20 protein-coding genes are annotated in these 21,113 nt (G+C 74.7%); 8 read left to right on the top strand and 12 right to left on the bottom strand.

Annotated features, from left to right (window positions below; genetic code table 11):
- Positions 1-17 precede the first annotated feature (17 nt).
- Positions 18-1,379 (bottom strand): mycothione reductase, encoded by a 1,362-nt coding sequence (locus ABD993_RS22020; RefSeq protein ID WP_345421599.1) that lies wholly within the window; start codon positions 1,377-1,379, stop codon positions 18-20.
- A gap of 129 nt (positions 1,380-1,508) precedes the next feature.
- Here ABD993_RS22020 and ABD993_RS22015 point away from each other — a divergent pair, with 129 nt between their 5' ends.
- Positions 1,509-1,970 (top strand): LapA family protein, encoded by a 462-nt coding sequence (locus ABD993_RS22015; RefSeq protein ID WP_345421596.1) that lies wholly within the window; start codon positions 1,509-1,511, stop codon positions 1,968-1,970.
- Positions 1,971-2,194: 224 nt separating this feature from the next.
- Here ABD993_RS22015 and ABD993_RS22010 read toward each other — a convergent pair whose 3' ends face one another.
- Together ABD993_RS22010 and ABD993_RS22005 are read right to left on the bottom strand one after the other, a co-directional pair.
- Positions 2,195-3,553, bottom strand: a complete 1,359-nt coding sequence (locus ABD993_RS22010; protein WP_345421930.1) for a DEAD/DEAH box helicase — start codon at positions 3,551-3,553, stop codon at positions 2,195-2,197.
- A 379-nt stretch (positions 3,554-3,932) separates the two neighbouring features.
- Positions 3,933-4,808 carry a serine protein kinase RIO gene (locus ABD993_RS22005; protein WP_345421593.1) on the bottom strand — a complete coding sequence of 292 codons (876 nt, stop codon included), beginning with the start codon at positions 4,806-4,808 and terminating at the stop codon, positions 3,933-3,935.
- Between the two features lie 186 nt (positions 4,809-4,994).
- Between ABD993_RS22005 and ABD993_RS22000 the strand changes: the two genes are divergently transcribed.
- On the top strand, positions 4,995-6,698 hold the full coding sequence (locus ABD993_RS22000; protein ID WP_345421590.1) for a gamma-glutamyltransferase family protein: 1,704 nt from the start codon (positions 4,995-4,997) through the stop codon (positions 6,696-6,698).
- Positions 6,699-6,857: 159 nt separating this feature from the next.
- On the opposite strand, the gene yaaA is transcribed toward ABD993_RS22000, so the two are convergent.
- On the bottom strand, positions 6,858-7,598 hold the full coding sequence (gene yaaA / locus ABD993_RS21995) for a peroxide stress protein YaaA (protein WP_345421587.1): 741 nt from the start codon (positions 7,596-7,598) through the stop codon (positions 6,858-6,860).
- Positions 7,599-7,647: 49 nt separating this feature from the next.
- Between yaaA and ABD993_RS36855 the strand changes: the two genes are divergently transcribed.
- The 3 genes from ABD993_RS36855 to metX are packed head-to-tail and all read left to right on the top strand — an operon-like array spanning position 7,648 to position 10,192.
- The gene (locus ABD993_RS36855; protein WP_425569103.1) at positions 7,648-7,719 is read left to right on the top strand and encodes a putative leader peptide; all 72 of its coding nucleotides are present in this window, start codon (positions 7,648-7,650) and stop codon (positions 7,717-7,719) included.
- A 41-nt stretch (positions 7,720-7,760) separates the two neighbouring features.
- The gene (locus tag ABD993_RS21990) at positions 7,761-9,071 is read left to right on the top strand and encodes a bifunctional o-acetylhomoserine/o-acetylserine sulfhydrylase (RefSeq protein ID WP_345421584.1); all 1,311 of its coding nucleotides are present in this window, start codon (positions 7,761-7,763) and stop codon (positions 9,069-9,071) included.
- A gap of 5 nt (positions 9,072-9,076) precedes the next feature.
- Entirely contained in the window at positions 9,077-10,192 is a 1,116-nt protein-coding gene (gene metX / locus ABD993_RS21985; RefSeq protein WP_345421581.1) for a homoserine O-acetyltransferase MetX, read from the top strand.
- Between the two features lie 420 nt (positions 10,193-10,612).
- Here metX and ABD993_RS21980 read toward each other — a convergent pair whose 3' ends face one another.
- The 3 genes from ABD993_RS21980 to ABD993_RS21970 all read right to left on the bottom strand — a co-directional run bounded on the left by ABD993_RS21980 (position 10,613) and on the right by ABD993_RS21970 (position 12,888).
- Positions 10,613-11,809, bottom strand: coding sequence for a phosphodiester glycosidase family protein (locus tag ABD993_RS21980; RefSeq protein ID WP_345421578.1), 1,197 nt, complete (start codon positions 11,807-11,809; stop codon positions 10,613-10,615).
- Positions 11,810-12,073: 264 nt separating this feature from the next.
- Positions 12,074-12,502 carry a PPOX class F420-dependent oxidoreductase gene (locus tag ABD993_RS21975; protein WP_345421575.1) on the bottom strand — a complete coding sequence of 143 codons (429 nt, stop codon included), beginning with the start codon at positions 12,500-12,502 and terminating at the stop codon, positions 12,074-12,076.
- 182 nt (positions 12,503-12,684) lie between these two features.
- Positions 12,685-12,888 carry an ATP-binding protein gene (locus tag ABD993_RS21970; protein ID WP_345421572.1) on the bottom strand — a complete coding sequence of 68 codons (204 nt, stop codon included), beginning with the start codon at positions 12,886-12,888 and terminating at the stop codon, positions 12,685-12,687.
- A gap of 116 nt (positions 12,889-13,004) precedes the next feature.
- Here ABD993_RS21970 and ABD993_RS21965 point away from each other — a divergent pair, with 116 nt between their 5' ends.
- Both ABD993_RS21965 and ABD993_RS21960 read left to right on the top strand, forming a co-directional pair.
- Entirely contained in the window at positions 13,005-14,750 is a 1,746-nt protein-coding gene (locus ABD993_RS21965; protein WP_345421569.1) for a proline--tRNA ligase, read from the top strand.
- Positions 14,751-14,872: 122 nt separating this feature from the next.
- Positions 14,873-16,093 (top strand): ferredoxin--NADP reductase domain-containing protein, encoded by a 1,221-nt coding sequence (locus ABD993_RS21960; protein WP_345421566.1) that lies wholly within the window; start codon positions 14,873-14,875, stop codon positions 16,091-16,093.
- Positions 16,094-16,102: 9 nt separating this feature from the next.
- Here the strand turns inward: ABD993_RS21960 and ABD993_RS21955 are convergent, their stop codons facing one another.
- The 3 genes from ABD993_RS21955 to ABD993_RS21945 are packed head-to-tail and all read right to left on the bottom strand — an operon-like array spanning position 16,103 to position 19,124.
- On the bottom strand, positions 16,103-17,839 hold the full coding sequence (locus ABD993_RS21955; protein ID WP_345421563.1) for a serine/threonine-protein kinase: 1,737 nt from the start codon (positions 17,837-17,839) through the stop codon (positions 16,103-16,105).
- Between the two features lie 57 nt (positions 17,840-17,896).
- The gene (locus ABD993_RS21950) at positions 17,897-18,682 is read right to left on the bottom strand and encodes a DUF8017 domain-containing protein (RefSeq protein ID WP_345421560.1); all 786 of its coding nucleotides are present in this window, start codon (positions 18,680-18,682) and stop codon (positions 17,897-17,899) included.
- Positions 18,683-18,719: 37 nt separating this feature from the next.
- Complete coding sequence (locus ABD993_RS21945) at positions 18,720-19,124, bottom strand: secondary thiamine-phosphate synthase enzyme YjbQ (RefSeq protein WP_345421558.1); 405 nt, start codon at positions 19,122-19,124, stop codon at positions 18,720-18,722.
- A 23-nt stretch (positions 19,125-19,147) separates the two neighbouring features.
- Between ABD993_RS21945 and ABD993_RS21940 the strand changes: the two genes are divergently transcribed.
- Positions 19,148-20,155, top strand: a complete 1,008-nt coding sequence (locus tag ABD993_RS21940) for an aminotransferase class V-fold PLP-dependent enzyme (RefSeq protein WP_345421555.1) — start codon at positions 19,148-19,150, stop codon at positions 20,153-20,155.
- Here ABD993_RS21940 and ABD993_RS21935 read toward each other — a convergent pair.
- Positions 20,145-20,597, bottom strand: a complete 453-nt coding sequence (locus tag ABD993_RS21935; RefSeq protein WP_345421552.1) for a ferritin-like domain-containing protein — start codon at positions 20,595-20,597, stop codon at positions 20,145-20,147. The two genes, ABD993_RS21940 and ABD993_RS21935, sit on opposite strands and share 11 nt — an antisense overlap.
- Positions 20,594-21,070: a hypothetical protein gene (locus ABD993_RS21930; protein ID WP_345421549.1), complete on the bottom strand. Its 477-nt coding sequence runs from the start codon at positions 21,068-21,070 to the stop codon at positions 20,594-20,596. The genes ABD993_RS21935 and ABD993_RS21930 overlap by 4 nt, the downstream gene beginning before the upstream one ends.
- Positions 21,071-21,113 lie beyond the last annotated feature (43 nt).

Raw genomic sequence — 21,113 nt, 5'->3', positions numbered from 1 at the left:
GGATCGGCCCGACCAGCTTAGGTGATCTCCAGCCCCAGCAGGGCGTTCTCCACGACCTCGGGCAGGGCCGGGTGGATCCAGTACTGCCCGGTGGCCATCTCGCGGGCGCCGAGGCCGAAGGACATGGCCTGGATCAGCGGCTGGATCAGGGTGGACGCCTGCGGGCCCATCAGGTGCGCGCCGAGCAGCCGCCCGGTGCCCTTCTCTGCGATGATCTTGCAGAGGCCGGTGGTGTCCTCCATGGCCCAACCGAACGCCACGTCCCCGAAGCGCTGCACCTTGACCGTGTAGTCCAGGCCCATCATCCGGACCATCTCCTCGGTCTTGCCCACGGACGCGACCTGCGGCTCGGTGAACACCGCCGACGGGACGAACCGGTGGTCGGTCTCGATCGGCGCCTCGGGGTTGATCAGGTTGTACCCCACCACCTTCGCCTCCCGGTTCGCGACGTGCTTGAGCGCCCACGGCGAGCTGACGTCGCCCAGCGCGAACACCCCCTCCGCGCTGGTGCGCTGGAAGCGGTCCACCTCGATGCGCCCGTCCGAGTGCGTGGCGATCCCGGCCGCGCCGAGGTTCATCCGGTCCCCGTTGGGGATCCGGCCCGCCGCGACGAGCAGCGCGTCCGCGGCGAGGGAGCTGCCGTCGTCGAGGGTGACGGTGAGGTCGCCCGTGGTGCCTGCGACGTCGGTGACCTGGGTGGCCAGCCGCACGTCGAACCGCTGCGAGGCCAGGTCGGTGTAGGCCGCGGAGATCGTCTCGTCGTGCGAGCGGAGCAGCCTGCTGCCGCGCACGACGACGGTGACCTCGGTGCCCAGCGCCGAGAAGACGTGGGCGAACTCGGCCGCGATGTAGCCGCCGCCGATGATCACCAGCCGCTCCGGGCGCTCGTCCATCCGCATGATCGTGTCGGAGGTCTCGTACGGCGCGCCGGACTCCGCGACGGCCCTCGGGATCATCGGGCGCCCGCCCGCGGCGACGACGACGTGGTCGGCGGTGAGCTCCCGCCCGTCGACGTCCAGGGTGCGGTGGCCGGTGAACGTGGCGTGGCCGAAGTAGACGGTCACGTTCGGGCTGCGCTCGACGCGGTACTCCCTGCCGCCCTCGGAGATCGGGTCGATCCGGCCGAAGACGCGGTCCCGGATGTCTCCCCAGCGCACCTTGTCCAGGCTCGCGTCGATCCCGTACCGCGCGGCGCCGCGCACGGCGTCGGCGACGTCCGCCGCGTAGACGTACATCTTCGTGGGGATGCAGCCGACGTTCAGGCAGGTGCCGCCGAACACCCCGTGCTCGACGATCGCCACGTCCCAGTCGGCGAACCGCTCGTCGACGAAGGTGTTGCCGGAACCGGTGCCGATGACGACGAGATCGTGATGAGCCACGGGGACGAGGCTAATCGGGTGCGACACCACCCGCTCCGGTGACCGTTCACCACACGCGCGGGGGCGCGTGCTGCGCGATACTGCGCGCACGCCGGGCGAGTGGGCCGGGCGCGGAGGGGGGTTCCTGGGATGAGCGACCAGCACGGGGCGTCGAACGGGCGGGCGGAGCCCGGGGCCGTGGCGGGTGGCGTCGGGACCGGGGCGGTCGGGACGGGCGCGGCGGGTCCGGCGGAGCCGGTGGGGTCGACGGAGCCGGGGGCGACCGTCGCGGTCCCGGCCGATACGGCGCCACCCGCGGCACCGCCGACCGCGCCGACCCGACACGCGCCTGCGCCCTCGCGGTCGCGGGTGAGCGGGGTGTGGGTGGGGCTGATCCTGTCCGCGGTGGTCCTGCTGTTCCTGCTGATCTTCATCCTGCAGAACCTCGACCCGGTCCGGATCTACTTCCTCGGCGCGACCGGCACGCTGCCCACGGGTGTGGCCCTGCTGCTCGGCGCGATCGCCGGGATCCTGCTGGTCGCGATCCCGGGCAGTGCGCGGATCGTGCAGCTGCGCCGGACGGCGAAGCGCGAGGCGAAGCGGCTGCGCTGAGCGCACGTTTCGTGCTGCTGGTGGGGTGGTGGCGGCTGCGCTGGGCGCACGTTTCGTGCCGGCAGCGCGGTGACGGTCGCGCTGTGAGCACGGAACCGACGATCATGCCGCGCTGAGCGCACGAAACGTGCCACGTCGACGGCCTGCACACGACGACGGCCTGCACACGACCGACGGCCGCACCCGGGAATACCGGGTGCGGCCGTGTCGGGACTGCGGGTGGGTCAGGCGGCGCGGCGGCGGCCTCCGCCGCCACCCCCGCCGCGGCGACCCCCGGCGGGCGCACCCTGGCTGCGGCCCGCGCCGCCGGCACCGCCACCGCTGCGCCTGCGCCTGCCCGCGGAGGGCTGCTGCACCGGGGGAGTGGGGGCGGCGACGGGGACGCCGCTGGGCTGGCGCGCCCCGGTCACCTCGACCAGCGCGGGCGAGCCCGGCCGGGCGTTCGCGATCTCCGGCCGGACACCGGCCTGGCGCATCAGCGTGTCGACGTCTCGGCGCTCGTCCGAGGTCACCAGCGTGACGACCACACCGGACTCGCCACCGCGGGCCGTGCGGCCCGCGCGGTGCAGGTAGTCCTTGGGGTCCGCGGGCGGGTCGACGTGCACGACGAGGCTGACGTCGTCCACGTGGATCCCGCGGGCCGCGACGTCCGTGGCCACCAGCACCGGGATGCTGCCGTCCTTGAACGCGTCGATCGCGCGGTTGCGGGCGTTCTGGGCCTTGCCGCCGTGCAGCGCGCTGGCCTGGACACCCTCGCGGCGCAGCTGCTTCACCACGCGGTCGGCGCCGTGCTTGGTGCGCACGAAGAACAGCGTGCGGCCCTCGCGGGCCGCGATCTCCTGGACGATCCGGTTCTTGTCGTCCCGGTCGACCAGCAGCACGTGGTGGTCCATGGTCTCGACGGGCGCGGTCGCCGACGCGACGGCCCGGGTCACCGGGTCGTGCAGGTAGCGGTCGACGAGGGTGGCCACCTCGTTGTCGAGGGTGGCGGAGAACAGCAGCCGCTGGCCGTCGGTCGGGGTGCGGTCGAGGATCCGCTTGACCTGGGGCAGGAAGCCCATGTCCGACATGCGGTCGGCCTCGTCCAGCGCGGTGACCTCGACGGCGGACAGGTCGCAGGTGCCCTCGGCCAGGTGGTCGGCGAGCCGGCCGGGGGTGGCCACGAGCAGGTCCACACCGCGGGCGAGCGCGTCGATCTGGCGGTTCATCGACAGCCCGCCGACGACGACGGTCTGCTTGAGCCCCAACGCCTTCGCGAACGGCTCCACGGCGTCGACGACCTGCTGCGCGAGCTCGCGCGTGGGGACGAGGACCAGCCCGCGGGGGCGCTTCGGCTGCGACCGGCCGCCGGCGAGCCGGGAGACGATGGCGAGGCCGAACGCGAGGGTCTTGCCCGAACCGGTCTGGCCGCGGCCGAGCAGGTCCTGGCCCCGCAGGGTCTCGGGCAGGGTGGCGGCCTGGATCGGCCGGGGCTCGGTGAAGCCCTCGGACTCCAGGGCACGCAGCACGGGCTCGGGCAGGCCGAGCTCGGCGAAGGTGGGCAGGCCCGACTCCGGCAGGGTCCACAGGACCTCGGTCGGCATGGCGGACGCCAGGTTGCGCTGGGGGGTGCCGCCGGTGCGGCGCGGGGCGCCGCCGGTGGAACGGCGGGGCCGGCTGCCACGGGACGAGCTCTGGGCAGGACGGCGGGACGGACTGGTCACGAGACCTCCGGGACGATGGCACGTCACACGGAGCGACACGGCGACGCTGCGCGGTCGGGACCTGGAGGACGAGCCCGGGCGCGGATGGGGAGTGCGCCCGACGAATGAGTACGGGTACGCCGGGCCTCTGCCCGGGCGTTCCGACTCAGTCTAGGCCACCGTCTCGGTGAGCGGCCGCCCCGGGGCCTGTGACGTTCGCGGGCTCGGGTGGCACGAGCGCGCTCCGCGAGGTCGGAGCGGCGCTCGTGCCACCCGGGCGTCACGCCAGGCCCGCCTCCGCCACGAGGTCGTGGAAGAGGCGTTCGCCCGCGTCGGCGTCCAGGCCGCGCGCGGTGAACCACTCCGCGACCCGCCGGACGTCCCGGACCAGGAACTCGGCACCGTGCGGGTTGCCGACCAGGTCCACCACCTGCGGGAGGTCGATCAGGACCAGCCGCCCCTCGTGCACCAGCAGATTGTAGGCGGACAGGTCGCCGTGGGCCCAGCCCAGCCGCGCGAGGCCGCGTAGGGCCTCACCGAGCTGGTCCCACAGCTCGCCCAGTTCCGACGCCGTCGGGCGGACCTGGGCGAGCCGGGGTGCGGCCCGTTCCCCGTGCCCGACGAACTCGAGCAGCAGCTCCGTACCGTCGAGCTGGACGGGGTAGGGGACGGGCAGCCCCGCCGACCACAGCGTGCCCAGCGCCGCGAACTCCGCCGCCGCCCATCGCCCGGCGAGCAGCTCGCGGCCGAAGGTGGTCCGGTTCGCCATGGCCCGCGTCTCGCGGGAACGGCGGACCCGGCGCCCCTCCTGGTAGGCGCCGTCGCGGTGGAAGGACTTGTGCACCCGGTACCGCTTGGCGGCCAGGACGACGCCGGACCGGTCGATCAGGTGGACGTCGGCCTCCTTGCCGGTCTTGAGCACGCCCAGCTCGGTGTCCACCGCGGCGTGCGCGGTGACCACCCAGTCCGGGCGGGGTTCGGGTCCGTGCTGCGCGCCGGTCCAGGTGGACCAGCGGTCGCCCGTGGGCGGGCCGTCGATGTCGGTGCCCGCGCGCCCGTCCAGGGCGGGGTCGACCTGGTGGTCGGGGCGTGGGACGGGACGGATGGGCTCGTCGTCGTCGAAACGGGGACGGCGACGGGGGATGCGCTCGCGCATGGAAGGTATCTCCGAAGAAGCGTGGGTGATCACCCCACGCGAGAGCACCTCAGCGCGGGGTGTGGGGGCGGAAGGGCGCGCCGGAGCGCGCCGCCACCCGGGCGGCGGTCGTCATAGCGGGCACACCTTCTCTCCACGTCTCGGCTCCGAGATTACGAACCGCGTCCAGCGAATTACGGTCGGGGGATGAGCGAGACCACCCGTCCGACCCTGCGCGGCTCCTTCGGCATGTCCGCCTCCACCCACTGGCTCGCGACGGCCACGGCCCAGTCCGTGCTCGAGCGCGGCGGAACCGCGGTGGACGCGGCGGTGGCGGGCGGGTTCGTCCTGCAGGTCGTCGAGCCCCACCTCAACGGGCCCGGCGGGGACATGGTCGCGCTCTTCGCGCCCGGCGGCCGGGACCCGAAGGTGATCTGTGGGCAGGGGGTCGCGCCCGCGGGAGCGAGCAGGGAGCACTTCGCGCGGGAGGGGCTCGACCACGTCCCCGGCGCCGGAGCGCTGGCCGCGGCCGTCCCCGGGGCGACGGCGACCTGGCTGTGGCTGCTCGCCGAGCACGGCACCTGGGAGCTCGCGGACGTCCTGGACTACGCGATCCACTACGCCGAGACCGGGTTCCCGGCACTGCCCAAGCTCGTGCAGACCATCGCGGCCGTCGAGGACCTGTTCCGCGAGCACTGGACGTCCTCCGCCGCGCTGTGGCTCGCGCAGCACGGCGGCACCTTCACCAACCCGGACTGGGCGCGGTCCCTGCGGCTGCTGCGGGACGCGGGCGGGTCCGACCGGGAGGGCCGCATCGAGGCCGCCCGCCGGGTCTGGCAGGAGGGCGAGCTCGCGGAGGCCATGGCGGCGGCCGCGGGGAAGGCCCACCGGCACTCCGACGGCCGCGACCACGCCGGCGTCCTGACGGCCGCGGACGTCGCGGCGTTCCGGCCCGCCCTGGAGGAGCCGCAGACGCTGGACTTCCGCGGGACGACCGTCGTGAAGGCGGGGCCGTGGAGCCAGGGACCCGTGCTGTTGCACAGCCTGGCGATGCTGGACACCTTCCCGGACACGCACCTCGATCCGTCCACGGTGGAGGGTGCGCACACGGTCCTCGAGGTGCTGAAACTCGCGCTCGCGGACCGCGAGGGGTTCTACGGGGAGGGGCGCTCCTTCGCGGTCGACGGCGCCCGCGCGGCCCTGGTCGGCGAGCGTGCCGCGGACTACCGGGTGAGCGCGGGCGGGTACCTCCCGCCGCTGGTCACGGACGGTGTGGCGGCACCGGGGACGGGGGAGCCGACCGTCGCGAGGGATGGGGAGACGCGCGGTGACACGTGTCATCTGGACGTCGTCGACCGCTGGGGGACCATGGTCTCCGCGACGCCGTCGGGCGGCTGGTTGCAGTCCTCGCCGACGGTCCCGGGGTACGGGTTCTGTCTCGGCACCCGGTTGCAGATGACCTGGCTGGACCCGCGGTCCCCGGCCGCGCTGACCCCCGGCCACCGGCCGCGGACCACGCTGAGCCCGACGCTGCTGCTGCGCGACGGCGAGGCGGTGGCGGCGCTCGGCACGCCCGGTGGGGACCAGCAGGACCAGTGGCAGCTGCTCTACCTGCTGCGCACACTCGTCGGGGGATTGAGCCCCCAGGAGGCGATCGACGCGCCGGCGCTGCACACCACTGCGATGCCGGGCTCCTTCCACCCGCGGACCTGGACGCCGTTCGGCGTCGTCGCGGAGTCGCGGCTGGGGGCGGCGGTGCTCGACGGGCTGCGGGCGCGGGGGCACGCGGTCACCGACGCGGGACCGTGGAGCCTGGGTCGGCTCTCGGTGGTGACACGCGACCCCGCGACCGGGGCGCTGGGCGCGGCGGCGAACCCCCGCGGGGCGCAGGGATATGCGGCGGGCCGGTGAGGCGGCCGCTCGTGCCGCGATGATCGTTGCGAGTGGGGCGCGTGAGCCACCGGGCGGGGAGCAGGGCGTCGCAGAACCCTCGACGCTCGTCGCGGGCGGTGACCCGGCTGCGATGACCTGAAGTGGGGGACTCGCGGGTCCTGGCGGGCGAGTCGGGCGTCAGGCGGGGAGGACGAGGTCGAGGTGGGCGCCCCTGCGCTCGACCGTCAGGCCCGCCTTGCGGGCGATGCGGGCCACGCCGCCCGCGTCCTGCGGTTCGGCGCGGGACTGCACGAGCAGTCGGGCCAGGGCGCCCTTGTGGGACTTGTTGTGGTGGCTCACCACCGAGCGCGACCCGTCGGGGCGCTCGGCGAGGACGTTGACCGTCACCGCGCCGGGGACGCGGGCGAGGGCGGCGTAGGAGCCGGAGCGCAGGTCGACGACCAGGTCGTCCACCCCGGCGAGGACCGGTTCCAGCGCCGGTCGCCACCGCGCCGCCAGCGTCCCGCCGCTCGGCAGGGACGAGCCCGCGGAGAGCCGGTAGGCGGGGATGGGGTCGCCCGCGTGCACGAGGCCGAACAGCGCCGAGCCGATCGCGAGGCGCTCGCGCGCGCGGGCCGCGGCCGCGCCCCGCAGCGACCGCACGTCCAGCGCGTCGTAGAGCACGCCGGTGTAGCGGGTGATCGCGGGGGCCGTGGGGGAGGTCCAGAGCGCGGCGTTGCGGGCGATCTCGGCGTCCTGCCGCTCCGACACCCCGAGCGCCGCGCGGGAGGCGGGCAGGTCGCCCGCCAGCTCCACCAGCTCGTCCAGCAGGCCCTTGCGCACCCCGTCCAGCTCCGGGTGCGAGAGGGCGGCGAGGTCGAGCGGGGGACCGTCCCCGGCGGCCGACTTGGTCTCCGACGGGGGAAGCAGGACGAGCACGGGCCGAGGGTAGTTGTCTCCGTATGACGGCCCCGTTACGGTCGCCCTCGTGATCCGTCTCGTGTCACGCAGGCACGTCGACCTCCTGCGCGTGACCAGCGCCGCGTGTCCCGCGCGCTGACCCACCCCGCACCCATCGAAGATCACACTCTGGAGACCACCGTGTCCGACCCCGTTGACCCCACCGCCGCCTGGTCCTTCGAGACCAAGCAGGTCCACGCCGGCGCCGCCCCCGACACCGCGACGGGCGCCCGCGCGACCCCGATCTACCAGACGACGTCCTACACCTTCCGGGACACCGACCACGCCGCCGCGCTGTTCGGGCTGGCCGAGCTGGGCAACATCTACACCCGGATCATGAACCCGACGCAGGACGTCCTGGAGCAGCGGGTCGCCGCGCTCGAGGGCGGCATCGGGGCGGTCGCCGTCGCGTCCGGGCAGGCCGCGCAGACCCTGGCGATCCTCAACCTCGCGCAGGCCGGGGACCACTTCGTGTCGTCGGCGTCGCTCTACGGCGGCACCTACAACCTGTTCCACTACACGCTGCCGAAGCTCGGCATCGAGGTCACGTTCGTCGAGAACCCGGACGACGCGGACGAGTGGCGCGCCGCGGTCCGGCCGAACACCAAGGCCTTCTACGCCGAGACGATCGGCAACCCGCGGTCCAACGTGCTGGACATCCGGCTCGTCGCGGACATCGCGCACGAGACCGGCGTCCCGCTGCTGATCGACAACACCGTGCCCACCCCGTACCTGGTGCGGCCCTTCGAGCACGGCGCCGACATCGTGATCCACTCGGCCACGAAGTTCCTCGGCGGGCACGGCACCAGCATCGGCGGCGTCGTGGTCGACTCCGGCAACTTCGACTGGGGCTCGCAGGCCGCGAAGTTCCCGGGCCTCACCACCCCGGACCCGAGCTACCACGGGCTGAACTACCACGAGGCGCTCGGCCCGCTGGCGTTCCTGATCAAGTTCCGGGTCCAGCTGCTGCGCGACCTCGGCCCGGCGATCGCCCCGCTGAACTCGTTCCTGCTGATCCAGGGCATCGAGACGCTGTCGCTGCGGATCGAGCGGCACGTGCAGAACGCGCTGGCCGTGGCCGAGTGGCTCGAGGCGCGGGACGAGGTCGAGCAGGTCTACTACGCGGGCCTGCCGTCCAGCCCGTGGCACGCGCTGCAGCAGAAGTACCTGCCCAAGGGCGCGGGCGCGATCGTCGCGTTCGACATCCGCGGCGGGGTCGAGGCGGGCAAGCGGTTCGTCGACGCCCTGGAGCTGCACAGCCACCTGGCCAACATCGGGGACGTCCGCAGCCTGGTGATCCACCCGGCGTCGACCACCCACAGCCAGCTCTCCGGCGAGGAGCAGCTGTCGACGGGTGTCGGGCCGGGCCTGATCCGCCTGTCGGTCGGGCTCGAGGGCATCGAGGACATCAAGGCGGACCTCGACGCCGGGTTCCGGGCCGCCAAGTCTTGACCCTGGTGGACACCCCTCCGGTCACCGGAGCGTGGCGGGAGGGCTCGGACCCGGGTCGACGCCGGTTCCTCCCGCTCCCCGCGCCCCTCCCGTTGGAGGGGGGCGGGGAGCTGCCCGGCGTGCGGCTGGCCTACGAGACCTGGGGCTCGCCGGACTCCCCGGCGGTCCTGGTCCTGCACGCCCTGACCGGGGACACGCACGTCACCGGCCCGGCCGGGCCCGGTCATCCCACACCCGGCTGGTGGGGGGACCTGATCGGTCCCGGCCGGGCGCTGGACCCGTCGCGGTACTTCGTCGTGGCGCCCAACGTGATCGGCGGGTGCCAGGGGAGCACCGGCCCGTCGTCCACGGCGCCGGACGGACGGCCGTGGGGGAGCCGGTTCCCGCTGGTCACCGCGCGGGACGTGGTCCGAGCCGAGGCCCTGCTCGCGGACACCCTGGGGGTGGGCCGGTGGGCCCTGGTCGTGGGCGGCTCGATGGGCGGGATGCGCGCGCTCGAGTGGGCGGCGTCGGAGCCCGCGCGCGTGGAGCGGCTGATGCTGCTCGCCGCGCCCGCGGCGTCCGCGGCGGACCAGATCGGGTGGGCCGCCCCGCAGATCGCCGCGATCCGCGCCGACCCCGGCTGGCACGGCGGGGACTACCACCACCTGCCCGCCGGACAGGGGCCGCACCTCGGCCTCGGTGTGGCGCGCCGGATCGCCCACCTGTCGTACCGCAGCGGGTTCGAGCTGGCCACCCGCTTCGGCCGCGAGCCCCAGGAGGGCGAGGACCCCTTCCACGGCGGCCGCTACTCCGTCGAGTCCTATCTGGACCATCACGCGGCGAAGCTGGTGCGCCGCTTCGACGCCGGGTCCTACGTCCGGCTGACCGAGCTGATGAACGCGCACGATGTCGGGCGGGGGCGCGGCGGGGTCGGCGCGGCCCTCGCCGGGATCACCGCGCGCACGACGGTCGTGGGGATCAGCTCGGACCGGCTCTACCCGGTCGAGCATCAGGAGGAGCTGGCGGCGGGCATCCCCGGCGCCCGGCTCGAGGTGATCGAGTCGCCCTACGGGCACGACGGGTTCCTCGTCGAGTGGGAGACCGTCTCGCGGCTGGTGGGCGAGCTGCTCGAGGCGTGACGCCCGTGGGCACGAGCGTCACGGGGCCCTCGTGCCCCCGAGCCGCGGATCAGCGGCGCACGGACATGTGGACGTGGTCGAAGTGGCCGCCCGTCGCGTCCTCGGGGTCGTAGACGCCGCCGCCGTCGTACGGGCGCGACCCCAGCCGTCCCGGTCGTCGGCGATGCAGCCGGGGGACGGCTCGGGTGCGACCCGCTCCCGGATCCGGTCGAGGGCCTCGAACCGCACCGCCGCCACGACCGCGCCGACCACGACCGCGCCGATCAGGAGCACCGCCGCGACCAGGGCGAGGGTCGGGCGGCGGGCGGTGCGCATGCGGGCTCCTCGCAGGCGTGTCCGGTTTGCCCGAATGATAGCCGCAGGAGCGACCCGGCCATGGTCGGCTCGCGTGTCGGGAGTGGGGGACTCGCGGGACTGGGGTCAGACGGTCCAGACGGCGATGCCGTTGGGGACGAGGCGGGGGGAGGGGTCGGAGGGGTCGTTGACGATCGTCGTCGACGGGGCGCCCGGGGGGCGGAAGGCGAGGGTGGAGGAGCCGCCGCCGTCGAGGTTGAGGGCGTCGTCGAGGCCGAGCTCGCCGAGCAGCCGCGCGAACTGCAGCAGGGTGGCGCCGACGCTGTCCGACTGCCGCCCGTCGACGGTCACCAGGACCATGCGGTGGCCGTCCGGGGTCACGCCGACACCGCTGCGCGGCGCCCGCGCCGAGTCGTTCAGCCCCTCGGTGGGGCGGGTGTCGCGCAGGATCGGGCTGCCGCCGACCGCCATGAACGGGGCCACGCCGCTCGCGGGCTCGAGCCGGTAGTCCACGGAGACCTCGTCACCGACCGCGAGCGAGCGCAGGAACACCGCGCCCATGTCGCGCCCCACGACCACGGTCTCCCCGGGCGGGATCACCCCGCCGCCGGGCGGGCGGATCTCGGCGACCCTGCCGTCCCGGACGGCGAGCTCGATCTGGTCGATCGCGCACTGCGCGTCCCGGTCGACGTCGGAGCCGCAGAGCGTGCGGGCGCGGTCGGCCTCGCCCCAGTCGGCGGTGAACACCCCGATCCCGTTCTGCGGCACCGCGTGCTGGTTGAGCGCGACGATCGGCAGCGGGGGCTGCGTGGACGCCGCGACGATCCCGGTCCGCCGCACCTCACCCCGCAGCGGCAGCCGGTCCACCCGGGCGACCCCGGTCGAGTCGACGGCGAAGACGTAGTCCGTCTCCGCGCCCGGCACCGCGGGCGCGGCGCGGCGGCCCTGGGGCACGGCCCCCTTGAGCGGTCGCCCGGCCAGCACGGCCGGTCCGGCGGGGGCGTTGGTCCGCCCGATGTCGAAGAAGTCCCCGTTGATCGCGGCCACGGCGCCGATCCGGTCGGCCATGCCCTTCACCGGCCCGCGGGCCGCCACCGACCCGGGCCACAGCAGGTCCACGCGCACGGCGGGATCGGCCAGGTCCACCTCCACCACGTCCGCCATCACCTGGCCCGCCGCGGTGCTCGTGGTGAGCTCGCGGTGGGTGATCCCCGGGGCGACCTCGGCCGCCGCGCCGATCGACTCGATGATCGGTTCCGGGATCTCGGGCGCCGCCGCGTGCGCCGCGGGCGCCATCAGCGTCAGCGCCGCACCGACCGTCACGGCCAGTCGTCCGACCCGCATTCGTCCCCCCGAGGAATGTGACTGTCGGGGCGGATGTGACCACAGTGAGCGAGAGTGGGGGGCCGATGTCACCCGTCGGGGACGCGGTGCGGCCCGGTCGGGTGAGCCCCGGACGGGTCACGCACACGATCCCGGTCCGGACGCCCGCGGGGACCGCTCCGGTCCCATTGCGGATGGTCCACCCGCTCGACGAGCCGCGCGCGCTCGGCCGGTTCCGGGTGGTCGTCGAGCCCGGAGGAGGACCTAGAAGATCTTCGCCCCGTAGACCCTCGTGACGGTCAGCGTCATCAGCACCCGGCGGTCGGCCACCATGACCTGCCGGTACTCCGCCCAGTCGGGGTGCTCCCCCGCCGCCTTGCGGTAGTAGTCGACGAGCGCCTCGACCTCGGGGGAGTCCTCGGCAGCGCCGGGGCCGACGAGGGCCACGGTGCCCTCGGCGGTGGCCCAGGTGCCGCCGTCGGGGCTGGTGACCTCGAGGGCGGCGCGGGGGTCGCGGCGCAGGTTCGCGGTCTTCGCGCGGCCCTCGGTCATCGAGACGAGGATCGAGCCGGAGTCCCGGTCGTAGAACGGGGTGACGGGGGAGAGCTGGGGCAGGCCGTCCGCCTTGATGGTCGCGAGGACGCCGAGCCGGGCCTCGGCCAACAGAGCGTGCAGGTCGGTGGTGTCGGTCACGTCCTGCCCAACCGCCGTCGGGTCCCGGCTGTTCCACGTCGCGCCCAGCAGGTGGAGCAGCTGCCCGGTGAGGTCGGCGATCTCTCGTCCCAGACCGCCACCGACCCGCGCCGCGAGGTCTCAGAGGGGAGACCGGTGAGACCCCCCGCTCGAGGCGATGACGATGCCGCCGCCGTCGCGCATCACCGGCAGCGCACGGCGTCGAACCCGGCGGCCCGGGCCCGGTCCGCGGCGACGCCGAGGAGGGTGGTCTCGCCGATCCCCGGCTCCTCGGCGACCAGCAGCAACCCGCCTCGACCCGCCGCCGCGTCGGCGACCGCGGACCCGATCCGGGCGAGCTCGCCCGCACGCCCGACGACGTCGGGCCGGGTGTGGACGTCGGTCACGGCGGCGTCCCGGTCGGGCCGAGGCGAACCGGGATGTCGGACGCGACGAGCGCGCTACACCGCCGATCGCGTAACCGGGATGAAGCCGCCCGACGCCCCTCAGTACGCTGCCCAGGGTGTTGACCAGGATGTCGTCGCTGTTCCTCCGCACCCTCCGCGAGGACCCGGCCGACGCGGAGGTGCCCAGCCACAAGCTGCTGGTCCGCGCCGGTTACGTCCGGCGCGTTGCTCCGGGCGTCTACTCCTGGCTGCCGCTCGGGCTGAAGGTGCTGCGGCGCATCGAGGAGATCGTGCGCGAGGAGATGGACGCCATCGGCGCCCAGGAGATCCAGTTCCCCGCGCTGCTGCCCCGCGAGCCCTACGAGGCCACGAACCGCTGGACCGAGTACGGGCCCAACATCTTCCGGCTCAAGGACCGCAAGGGCGGCGACTACCTGCTCGGCCCCACCCACGAGGAGCTGTTCACGCTCACCGTGAAGGGCGAGTACGCGTCCTACAAGGACTACCCCGTCATCCTGTACCAGATCCAGACCAAGTACCGGGACGAGGAGCGGCCCCGCGCGGGCATCCTGCGCGGCCGCGAGTTCCTGATGAAGGACTCGTACTCCTTCGACCTCACCGACGAGGGGCTGTCGGAGTCCTACGCCAAGCACCGCGGGGCGTACATCAGGACCTTCGACCGGCTCGGGCTGAAGTACGTCATCGTGGCGGCGACGTCCGGCGCGATGGGCGGGTCCGCCTCCGAGGAGTTCCTGGCCGAGTCCGAGACGGGTGAGGACACCTTCGTGCGCGGCCCCGGCGGGTACGCGGCGAACGTCGAGGCCGTGACGACCCCCGCGCCCCCCGCGCAGTCGGTCGAGGACAAGCCCGCCGCCGTCGTGCACCACACGCCGGACACCCCCACCATCGAGACGCTGGTGGACTTCCTCAACACCCACACCGATCGCAAGTTCACCGCGGCGGACACGCTGAAGAACGTGCTGCTCAAGACCCGGCAGCCCGGCTCGGCGGACTGGGAGCTGCTGGCGATCGGCGTGCCCGGGGACCGCGAGGTCGACATGAAGCGGGTCGAGGCCGGGCTGGAGCCCGCCGAGGTCGCGCTGCTGGAGGACGAGGACTTCGCCGCCAACCCCTTCCTGGTGAAGGGGTACATCGGGCCTTCCGCCCTGCAGTCGAACGGGGTCCGGTACGTCGTCGATCCCCGGATCGTCACCGGCACCGCCTGGGTGACGGGCGCGGACAAGGCCGACCACCACGTCGTCGACCTCGTGGTCGGCCGGGACTTCACGCCGGACGGCACCATCGAGGCGGCCGAGGTCCGCGCCGGGGACCCCTCGCCGGACGGGACCGGGGTCCTGGAGGCCGCGCGCGGCATCGAGATCGGGCACATCTTCCAGCTGGGCCGCAAGTACGCGGACGCCTTCTCACTCGACGCCCTGGGCCCGGACTCCAAGCCCGTCCGGATCACCATGGGCTCGTACGGGATCGGCGTCTCGCGGCTGGTCGCGGCCATCGCCGAGCAGTCGCACGACGAGTCGGGCCTGGTCTGGCCCCGCGCCGTCGCGCCGTTCGACGTGCACGTGGTCATCGCGCACAAGAACAACCCGGAGCTGTTCGCGGGCGGCGAGGCCCTCGCGGCGGAGCTGGAGGCCGCGGGCCTGTCGGTGATCCTGGACGACCGCAAGGCCAGCCCCGGCGTGAAGTTCGCCGACGCCGAGCTGCTCGGCGTGCCCACGATCGTCGTCGTGGGGCGCGGGCTGGTCGACGGGAAGCTCGAGCTCAAGGACCGGGCCACCGGGGAGCGGTCGGAGATCGATCGCGACGGTGCCGCGCAGACCATCGCCGCCCTCGTCCGCGCCTGACCCCCTTCCGCACGAACGGCACTTTTGTGCGCTAGGTCCGCACAAGAGTGCCGTTTGTGGGGTGAAGGGTGGGGTGTGAGTGAGTCATTAGGTAAGGCTCACCTTTCCGCTACGGTGTGATCATGCGCGCGCTGCGGATCGCGATCATCGGGGCGGGACCGGCGGGGATCTCGGCCGCCGACACGCTGACGACGTCCGGCACACCGTGTTCGGTCGACCTGTTCGACCGGCTGCCCGCGCCGTTCGGGCTGGTCCGCTTCGGGGTCGAGGGGCTGCGCACCGTGCTGAGCAGGCCGGGCGTACGGCTGTTCGGCAACGTCGAGTACGGGCGCGACCTGTCGCTGTCCGACGTCCGCATGCTCTACGACGCGGTGATCGTCGCGACCGGGTGCGAGGGGGACCGGGACCTCGACATCCCGGGGATCGACCTGCCCGGCAGCCATGGCGCCGCCGAGTTCGCGTCGGGGTTCGGGGGGCTCCCGGTCTTCCCGCGGAACCGGACGCTCGACGCCGCCCACGTCGGTGTGATCGGCGCCGGGAACGTGGTGCTGGACGTGGCCCGGGTGCTCGCCACGCACGCCGACGACCGGCTCCGCACCGAGCTCCCGGACGCCGAGCTCCCGGACACCGTGCACGTCTTCGCCCGGCGCGGGTTGTCGCAGGCCGGGTTCACGCCGAGGGAGCTGCGCGAGCTGGACCACGTGCCCGGGGTGGAGGTCGTGGTCGACCCCGAGGACGTCGAGTTCGACGAGGGGTGCCCGGCCGCGCTGCGCGAGTCGACGCAGCCCCTGACGGTCGGGAGGACCCTGCGGGACCGCAGGCCCGCCCCGCGCCGGCTGCACCTGCACCTCCTGGCCGACCCGGTCGCGGTCCTGGGCACGGACCGGGTGACCGGGCTGCGGACCGAGCGCATGCAACTCGACGGCAGCGGGGGAGTCCGTGGCACCGGCGTCGTCACCGACCACCCGCTGCAGGCCGTCTACCGGGCCGTCGGGTACATCGGCTCGGAGCTGCCCGAGTTGCCGTTCGACCGGCTCACCGGCACGCTGCCGCACTCGGCCGGGCGCGTCCGGGACTTCGACGGGCAGCCCGTTCCCGGGGTGTACGCGGTCGGCCGGATCAAGCGCGGGCTGATCGGGCACACCAGGGGCTGTGTGCAGGAGACTGTCGGGTCGCTGCTGGCCGACACCCTCGCCCCGGCCCCCGTCCCGGACCCGGCCGCCGTCGTCGAGCTGCTGGCGGAGCGCGGCGTGGACTACACGACGGGGGAGGGCCGGCTGCGGAGGGACGAGCACGAGCGGAAGCGGATCGGGGAGATCGCGGAGCTGTCCCGCAGCGCCTGACCCCGTGGGTCAGCGGGCGAAGTCGTGGGCGACCCACCAGTCGTAGAGGACGGCCGCGTTGCCGTCCGTGCGGCGCAGGTAGCCGAAGGACAGGGCGGCGTTGTCCGACCAGAACAGGTAGGCGGCGCCGCTCGGGTCCAGGTAGCAGCCCACCCGCCCGGCGAACTTGTCGTTCACCGCGTACCCCGTGGCGAGCGAGACGCCGGTGCGGCAGTCCGCGTGCTGGGCGTCCTGCTTCTGCGGGACGTTCGCGGCGGTGGCGGCGCCGTCGAACCCGGCGTCGAGCAGGCTCTGCTGGTCGTAGCGGCTGAAGGTGGCGCCGTCCGGGCCGTCCGCGGGTCCGTTCTCGCAGGCCAGGTAGGACGTGCCGCCGATGCTCGCGGCCACGCCGACGTCCGGGGTGCAGTTGGTCGCGGAGAAACCGGCAGGGAGGGCGGCCAGCAGTGCGGCGTCCCCGGAGCCGGGCTCCGCGCCGGGGACGGTCTGCGGGGTCGGCGTGGGGGTCGGTGTGGGGGGCGCCGTGGGGGTCGCGGGGGTGCCCCCGCCGCTCACCCGCCCGATCAGCAACCAGCCCGCGGTGCCGAGCCCGCCGAGCAGCACGACCAGCGCGACGACCAGGACCACCAGCGCCGCCGTCGACATCCCGGAGCGGCGGGTCTCCACCGGGTTCTGCGGCGAGGACCACCGGGGATCGGACGGGCCGCCCCAGCCGGACCCGCTCTGCTGTCCCCACCCGGGACCGGAGGGCGCGCGCCCCTGCGGGTCCGAGCCCGCCCAGGCGCCCTGCGGGTTCGACCCGGCCGAGCCCCGCGGGTCCGAGGGGCCCTGGGCGCCCGGGGTCCAGGTGCCGGCGCCGAAGGTGGACGGCCGCGGGGTGTCGGTCGCGGTGGGCGGCGCCAGGGCGACCGGCCCCGTGTCGACGGCGGCGCGGGCGGCGGCGGCCAGCGCCCCCGCCGTCGGGTAGCGGTGGGCGGGGTCCTTGGCCATCCCGCGCGCGACGACGTCGTCCAGCCCGGCGGGCACGTCCGCCCGGTCGATCAGCGGCACCGGCAGGTGCAGGTGCGCGTGCATCAGCGTGGGCAGGTCGCCGGCGAAGGGGGGCTTGCCGGTGAGCGACTGGTGGAGCACGCAGGCCAGCGCGTACACGTCGACCCGCGGGTCGGCGGGAACGCCGTGGAAGCGTTCCGGGGCCAGGTAGGCGACCGACCCGGGGACGGTGCCGCTGCGGGTGAGCTGCTCGTCGCCCGCCGACACACCCGTCGAGCTGGCGATGCCGAAGTCGAACAGGTAGGCGAACAGCTCGACGGGGTTGTCCTCGGGCCCCGTCAGCAGGATGTTCGACGGCTTGACGTCCCGGTGCACCATGCCCTCGGCGTGCGCGGAGTCCAGCGCCGAGGCGATCTGCGAGACGACCGACACCGCGGCGGCGGGGGAGAGCGGACCGCGCTCGGCCAGCCGGGTGCCGAGGTCACTGCCGGAGACCAGCCGCATATCCAGGTAGAGCCGGCCGTCGATCTCGCCGTACCGGTGGATCGGCACGACATGCGGGTCCCGCAGCTTCGCCGCCGAGCGGCACTCGCGGCGGAACCGCTCCGTGTACTCGGGGTCGTCCGCGAGGTGCGGGGGTAGCACCTTCAGCGCGACCTCGCGGTCGGTCTCGGTGTCGAAGGCCCGGTAGACCTCCCCCATCCCGCCGCGACCGAGCAGCTCCTCGATCGTGTACGGGCCGAACGTGCTGCCCTCCACACCGCCTCCCTCCCCGGCTCTCGGCCGATCGCGCACCGGTGTTACCCGTGCCGACGCTCAGCCGGCACTGTCCACGACCTCGGTGACGATGGCGGGGTCCGGCAGCGGCGAGTCCGCGGGCCCGCCGACGGTGTCCACGTTCGCGACGAGGACGGCCGTCCCGCCCGCCTCCTCGACGGGGGCGGCCAGCACCGCGACGACGCCGCGGGTGGCCAGGCAGCCGTCGTCGACGGCGGTGGTGACGGTGGCCTCGACGACGGTTCCCGCCGCCGTCGTGCGGGGCGGGGACAGCTCGACCTGCGGCGCCTGACCGGCGGTGTCGGTGTAGAACGTCCGGCCGAGCTGGGTGGCGAACCGGGTGGCGACGGAGGCCGGGTCCGAGTCGCTGCGGACCAGCGTGCTGGTGACCAGCCCGCGCCGGTAGCCGTCCCCGCGGCAGGTGTAGGGCGGCCCGTCCGCGCCGCCGGTGAACGTGACGCCCAGTATCCGCGAGGCCTCCCCCTCGACCGGCGCCCAGTCCTCGGGCACCGCGTAGCTCAGGTACGGGGTGTCGACGGCCCGGTACCCGGCGGGCACCGACGGCCCGAGCGAGCGGGTGACCAGCCAGATCCCGGCGCCGAGCAGCCCAGCGACCACCACGACCACCGCGGACAGCGCGGCGATCCAGCGGCCGGTGTGCTCGGCGCGGACCGGGGCCGGCGGCGGGGGCGGGGGCCGCCAGGAGGTGTCGGTCGGCTGCCCCGCGTGGGCCTGCCCGGGGTACTGCGGCACCCCGACGGAAGTCGGGTCGCCGGCGGGGACCACACGGGTCTCGTCCCCCTCTGGTCCTGCCGGGTCGGTCACGCTGGGAGGTTAACCCGGCCGGGTCTCGGCGTGATCACTATCCGGCCAGGAACGACAGCCGCACCGTGCGGACCGCGTTGTCGACGTTGGTGTCCACCAGGCAGACGGACTGCCAGGTACCCAGCGCCATCCGGCCGTCGAGCACCGGCACGGACATGGACGGGGCGATGATCGCGGGCAGCACGTGGTCGCGCCCGTGGCCGGGGGAGCCGTGCCGGTGGGACCAGCGGTCGTCCGCGGGCAGCAGCGAGCGCAGCGCCTCCAGCAGGTCGGTGTCGCTGCCCGCGCCGGTCTCGATCACGGCGACGCCCGCGGTGGCGTGCGGGACCCAGACGTTCACCAGACCGTCGCCGAGCCCGCCGAGGAACTCCTCGATCCGCCGGGTCAGGTCGACCACCCGCTCCGTGCCGCCGGTCCGGATCTCGATCAGCTCGGTGTGCATGGGCCCGAGCGTAGGGTCGATCCGTGCGCGAGGCTTTCGGACAGTCCTTCGATGTGGGCGACGGCTACCTGAACACCGCGAGCGTGGGTGTCCCGCCCCGGCAGGCGGCGGACGCCGTCTCCGCGGCCCTGCAGGAGTGGCGCACCGGGGTGGGCCGCGCGACGGACTTCGACGGCGTGGTCACCCGCGCCCGGGCGGCCTTCGCCGAGCTGGTCGGCGTGTCCGCGGACCGGGTCGCGGTCGGCGGGTCGGTGTCGCCCCTGGTGGGGCTGGTCGCGGCGGCCACCCCGGCGGGGTCGCGGGTCGCGGTCGCGGAGGGTGAGTTCGCCAGCGTCTCGTTCCCGTTCGCGGTGCAGCAGCGTGGGATCACGGTGACGGAGGTGCCGCTGGAGCGGCTGCCCGAGGCGGACGCGGACGTGATCGCGGTGAGCGTCGTCCAGTCCCTCGACGGGCGGCTGGTGGACCTGGACGCGCTGCGGGCCCGGCGGGACACCACCGTCCTGCTGGACGTCACGCAGGCCGCGGGCTGGCTGCCGCTGAGCCTGGACTGGGCGGACGCCGTCGTCGGGGCCTGCTACAAGTGGCTGTTCGCGCCGCGCGGAGCCGCCTGGATGGCCGTGCGGCCGGATCTGGAGCTCGTGCCGCACGCCGCGAACTGGTACGCCGCCGAGGACGCCTGGGGCAGCACGTCGGGCCTGCCGCCGGTGCTCGCCGCCACCGCGCGCGGCCTGGACGCCTCGCCCGCCTGGTACTGCCACGTCGGCGCCGCGGAGTCGCTCGGGTGGCTCGCCGAGCTGGACCGGGAGAAGGTCCGCGAGCACTGCGTCGGGTTGGCGGACCGGTTCCGGGCGGGGCTGGGTCTGGAGCAGGCGGGCTCGGCGATCGTGCACGTCACCGTGCCGGACGCGGCCGCGCGACTGGCCGAGGCGGGCGTCGCGGCGACGACCCGGGGCGGGGGCGCGCGGCTGTCCTTCGCGCTCTACTCGACCGAGGAGGACGTGGACCGCGCCCTGGGGGCGCTCAGCGGGTGATGCCGGGCAGGCTCGGGATCACCGGGGTGGTGCCGGTGGCCAGCCGCCAGCGGGCCGCGCGGGCGGTGCCCTCGGCCAGCGCCTTGAAGGCCGCGGCACGCAGCTGGACGTTCGTGGTGTGCTCCAGCACCGACCGCCATGCGCCGAGCGCGTCCGCCTCCGCGGTGACGGCCAGCCTGCCCGCGGACAGCACGTCCGTGACCGGGACCGGGGTCGTGTAGGCGGGCTGCGCGGACACCGGGCGGGCCCCGACGTCCGTCAGGGTCTGCTCGATCTGGCTGCGCAGCGTGCGGTGCGCGATGATGTCCGTGCGCGCCACCGCGGCCTGGTCGGCCGGGACGAACGCCAGGATCAGCGTGTAGGACCACAGCGCCGCGTGCTCGGCGGCGAGCGCGCCCTGCAGGGCCGAGACGGCCCCCGCGTCCAGCTGGGTGCCGCTCACGCCGGGCTCCCCAGGACGGTCGCGTACGCGGAGCAGCACGCGGCGACGGAGCCGACGAGCCCGACCCGCTCAACGGGCAGGCCCCCGATCAGCCCGGTGGCCTCGCGGGCCGCCGCGTCCACCGCCTGCCGGACCGCCGCCATGTCCGCGGCGCCCGAGGGGGCCGCGGCCTGCGGGGCCGCCGTCGGCGTGGTGGCGCCCGCGAGCCGGTCGATCTCCTTCTGCAGCGCGTCGGCGTGGTCGACCCGCGCCGAGCGCAGGGGGTCCAGGACGCCGGTGAGCCCCGGGTCGGCGGTGATCGCGGCCGTGACCAGCGCGACGTCCGTGCGGGCGCGCTCGGCCAGGGGGATCAGCGGGTCCGGCCCGGCGTCCGCCGCGGAGGTGCTGCAGGCCGCGAGGGCCGGGACGGCGGCCCCCAGGAGCACGAGCGCCCGCCGCCGGGACAGGCGGGGGGCGACACCGACGGGGGACACGGCCAGCCATCCTGCCGTACGGGGGCTCACCGCCGGCGCGACG

The organism is Pseudonocardia xishanensis (assembly GCF_039541715.1).
Lineage (GTDB): Bacteria > Actinomycetota > Actinomycetes > Mycobacteriales > Pseudonocardiaceae > Pseudonocardia > Pseudonocardia xishanensis.
The sequence above is the reverse complement of the archived record's forward strand: the minus strand, read 5'-3'. Positions and strand labels throughout refer to the sequence as shown.

Excerpts from the sequence above, each read along its gene's own strand:
- ABD993_RS22010 (WP_345421930.1), bottom strand. The coding sequence starts at position 3,553 with ATGCCGACCGAGGTCCTGTGGACCCTGCCGGAGTCGGGCCTGCCCACC.
- ABD993_RS22015 (WP_345421596.1), top strand. The coding sequence starts at position 1,509 with ATGAGCGACCAGCACGGGGCGTCGAACGGGCGGGCGGAGCCCGGGGCC.
- ABD993_RS22005 (WP_345421593.1), bottom strand. The coding sequence starts at position 4,808 with ATGCGCGAGCGCATCCCCCGTCGCCGTCCCCGTTTCGACGACGACGAG.
- ABD993_RS21945 (WP_345421558.1), bottom strand. The coding sequence starts at position 19,124 with ATGCACACCGAGCTGATCGAGATCCGGACCGGCGGCACGGAGCGGGTG.
- ABD993_RS22000 (WP_345421590.1), top strand. The coding sequence starts at position 4,995 with ATGAGCGAGACCACCCGTCCGACCCTGCGCGGCTCCTTCGGCATGTCC.
- ABD993_RS21960 (WP_345421566.1), top strand. The coding sequence starts at position 14,873 with ATGCGCGCGCTGCGGATCGCGATCATCGGGGCGGGACCGGCGGGGATC.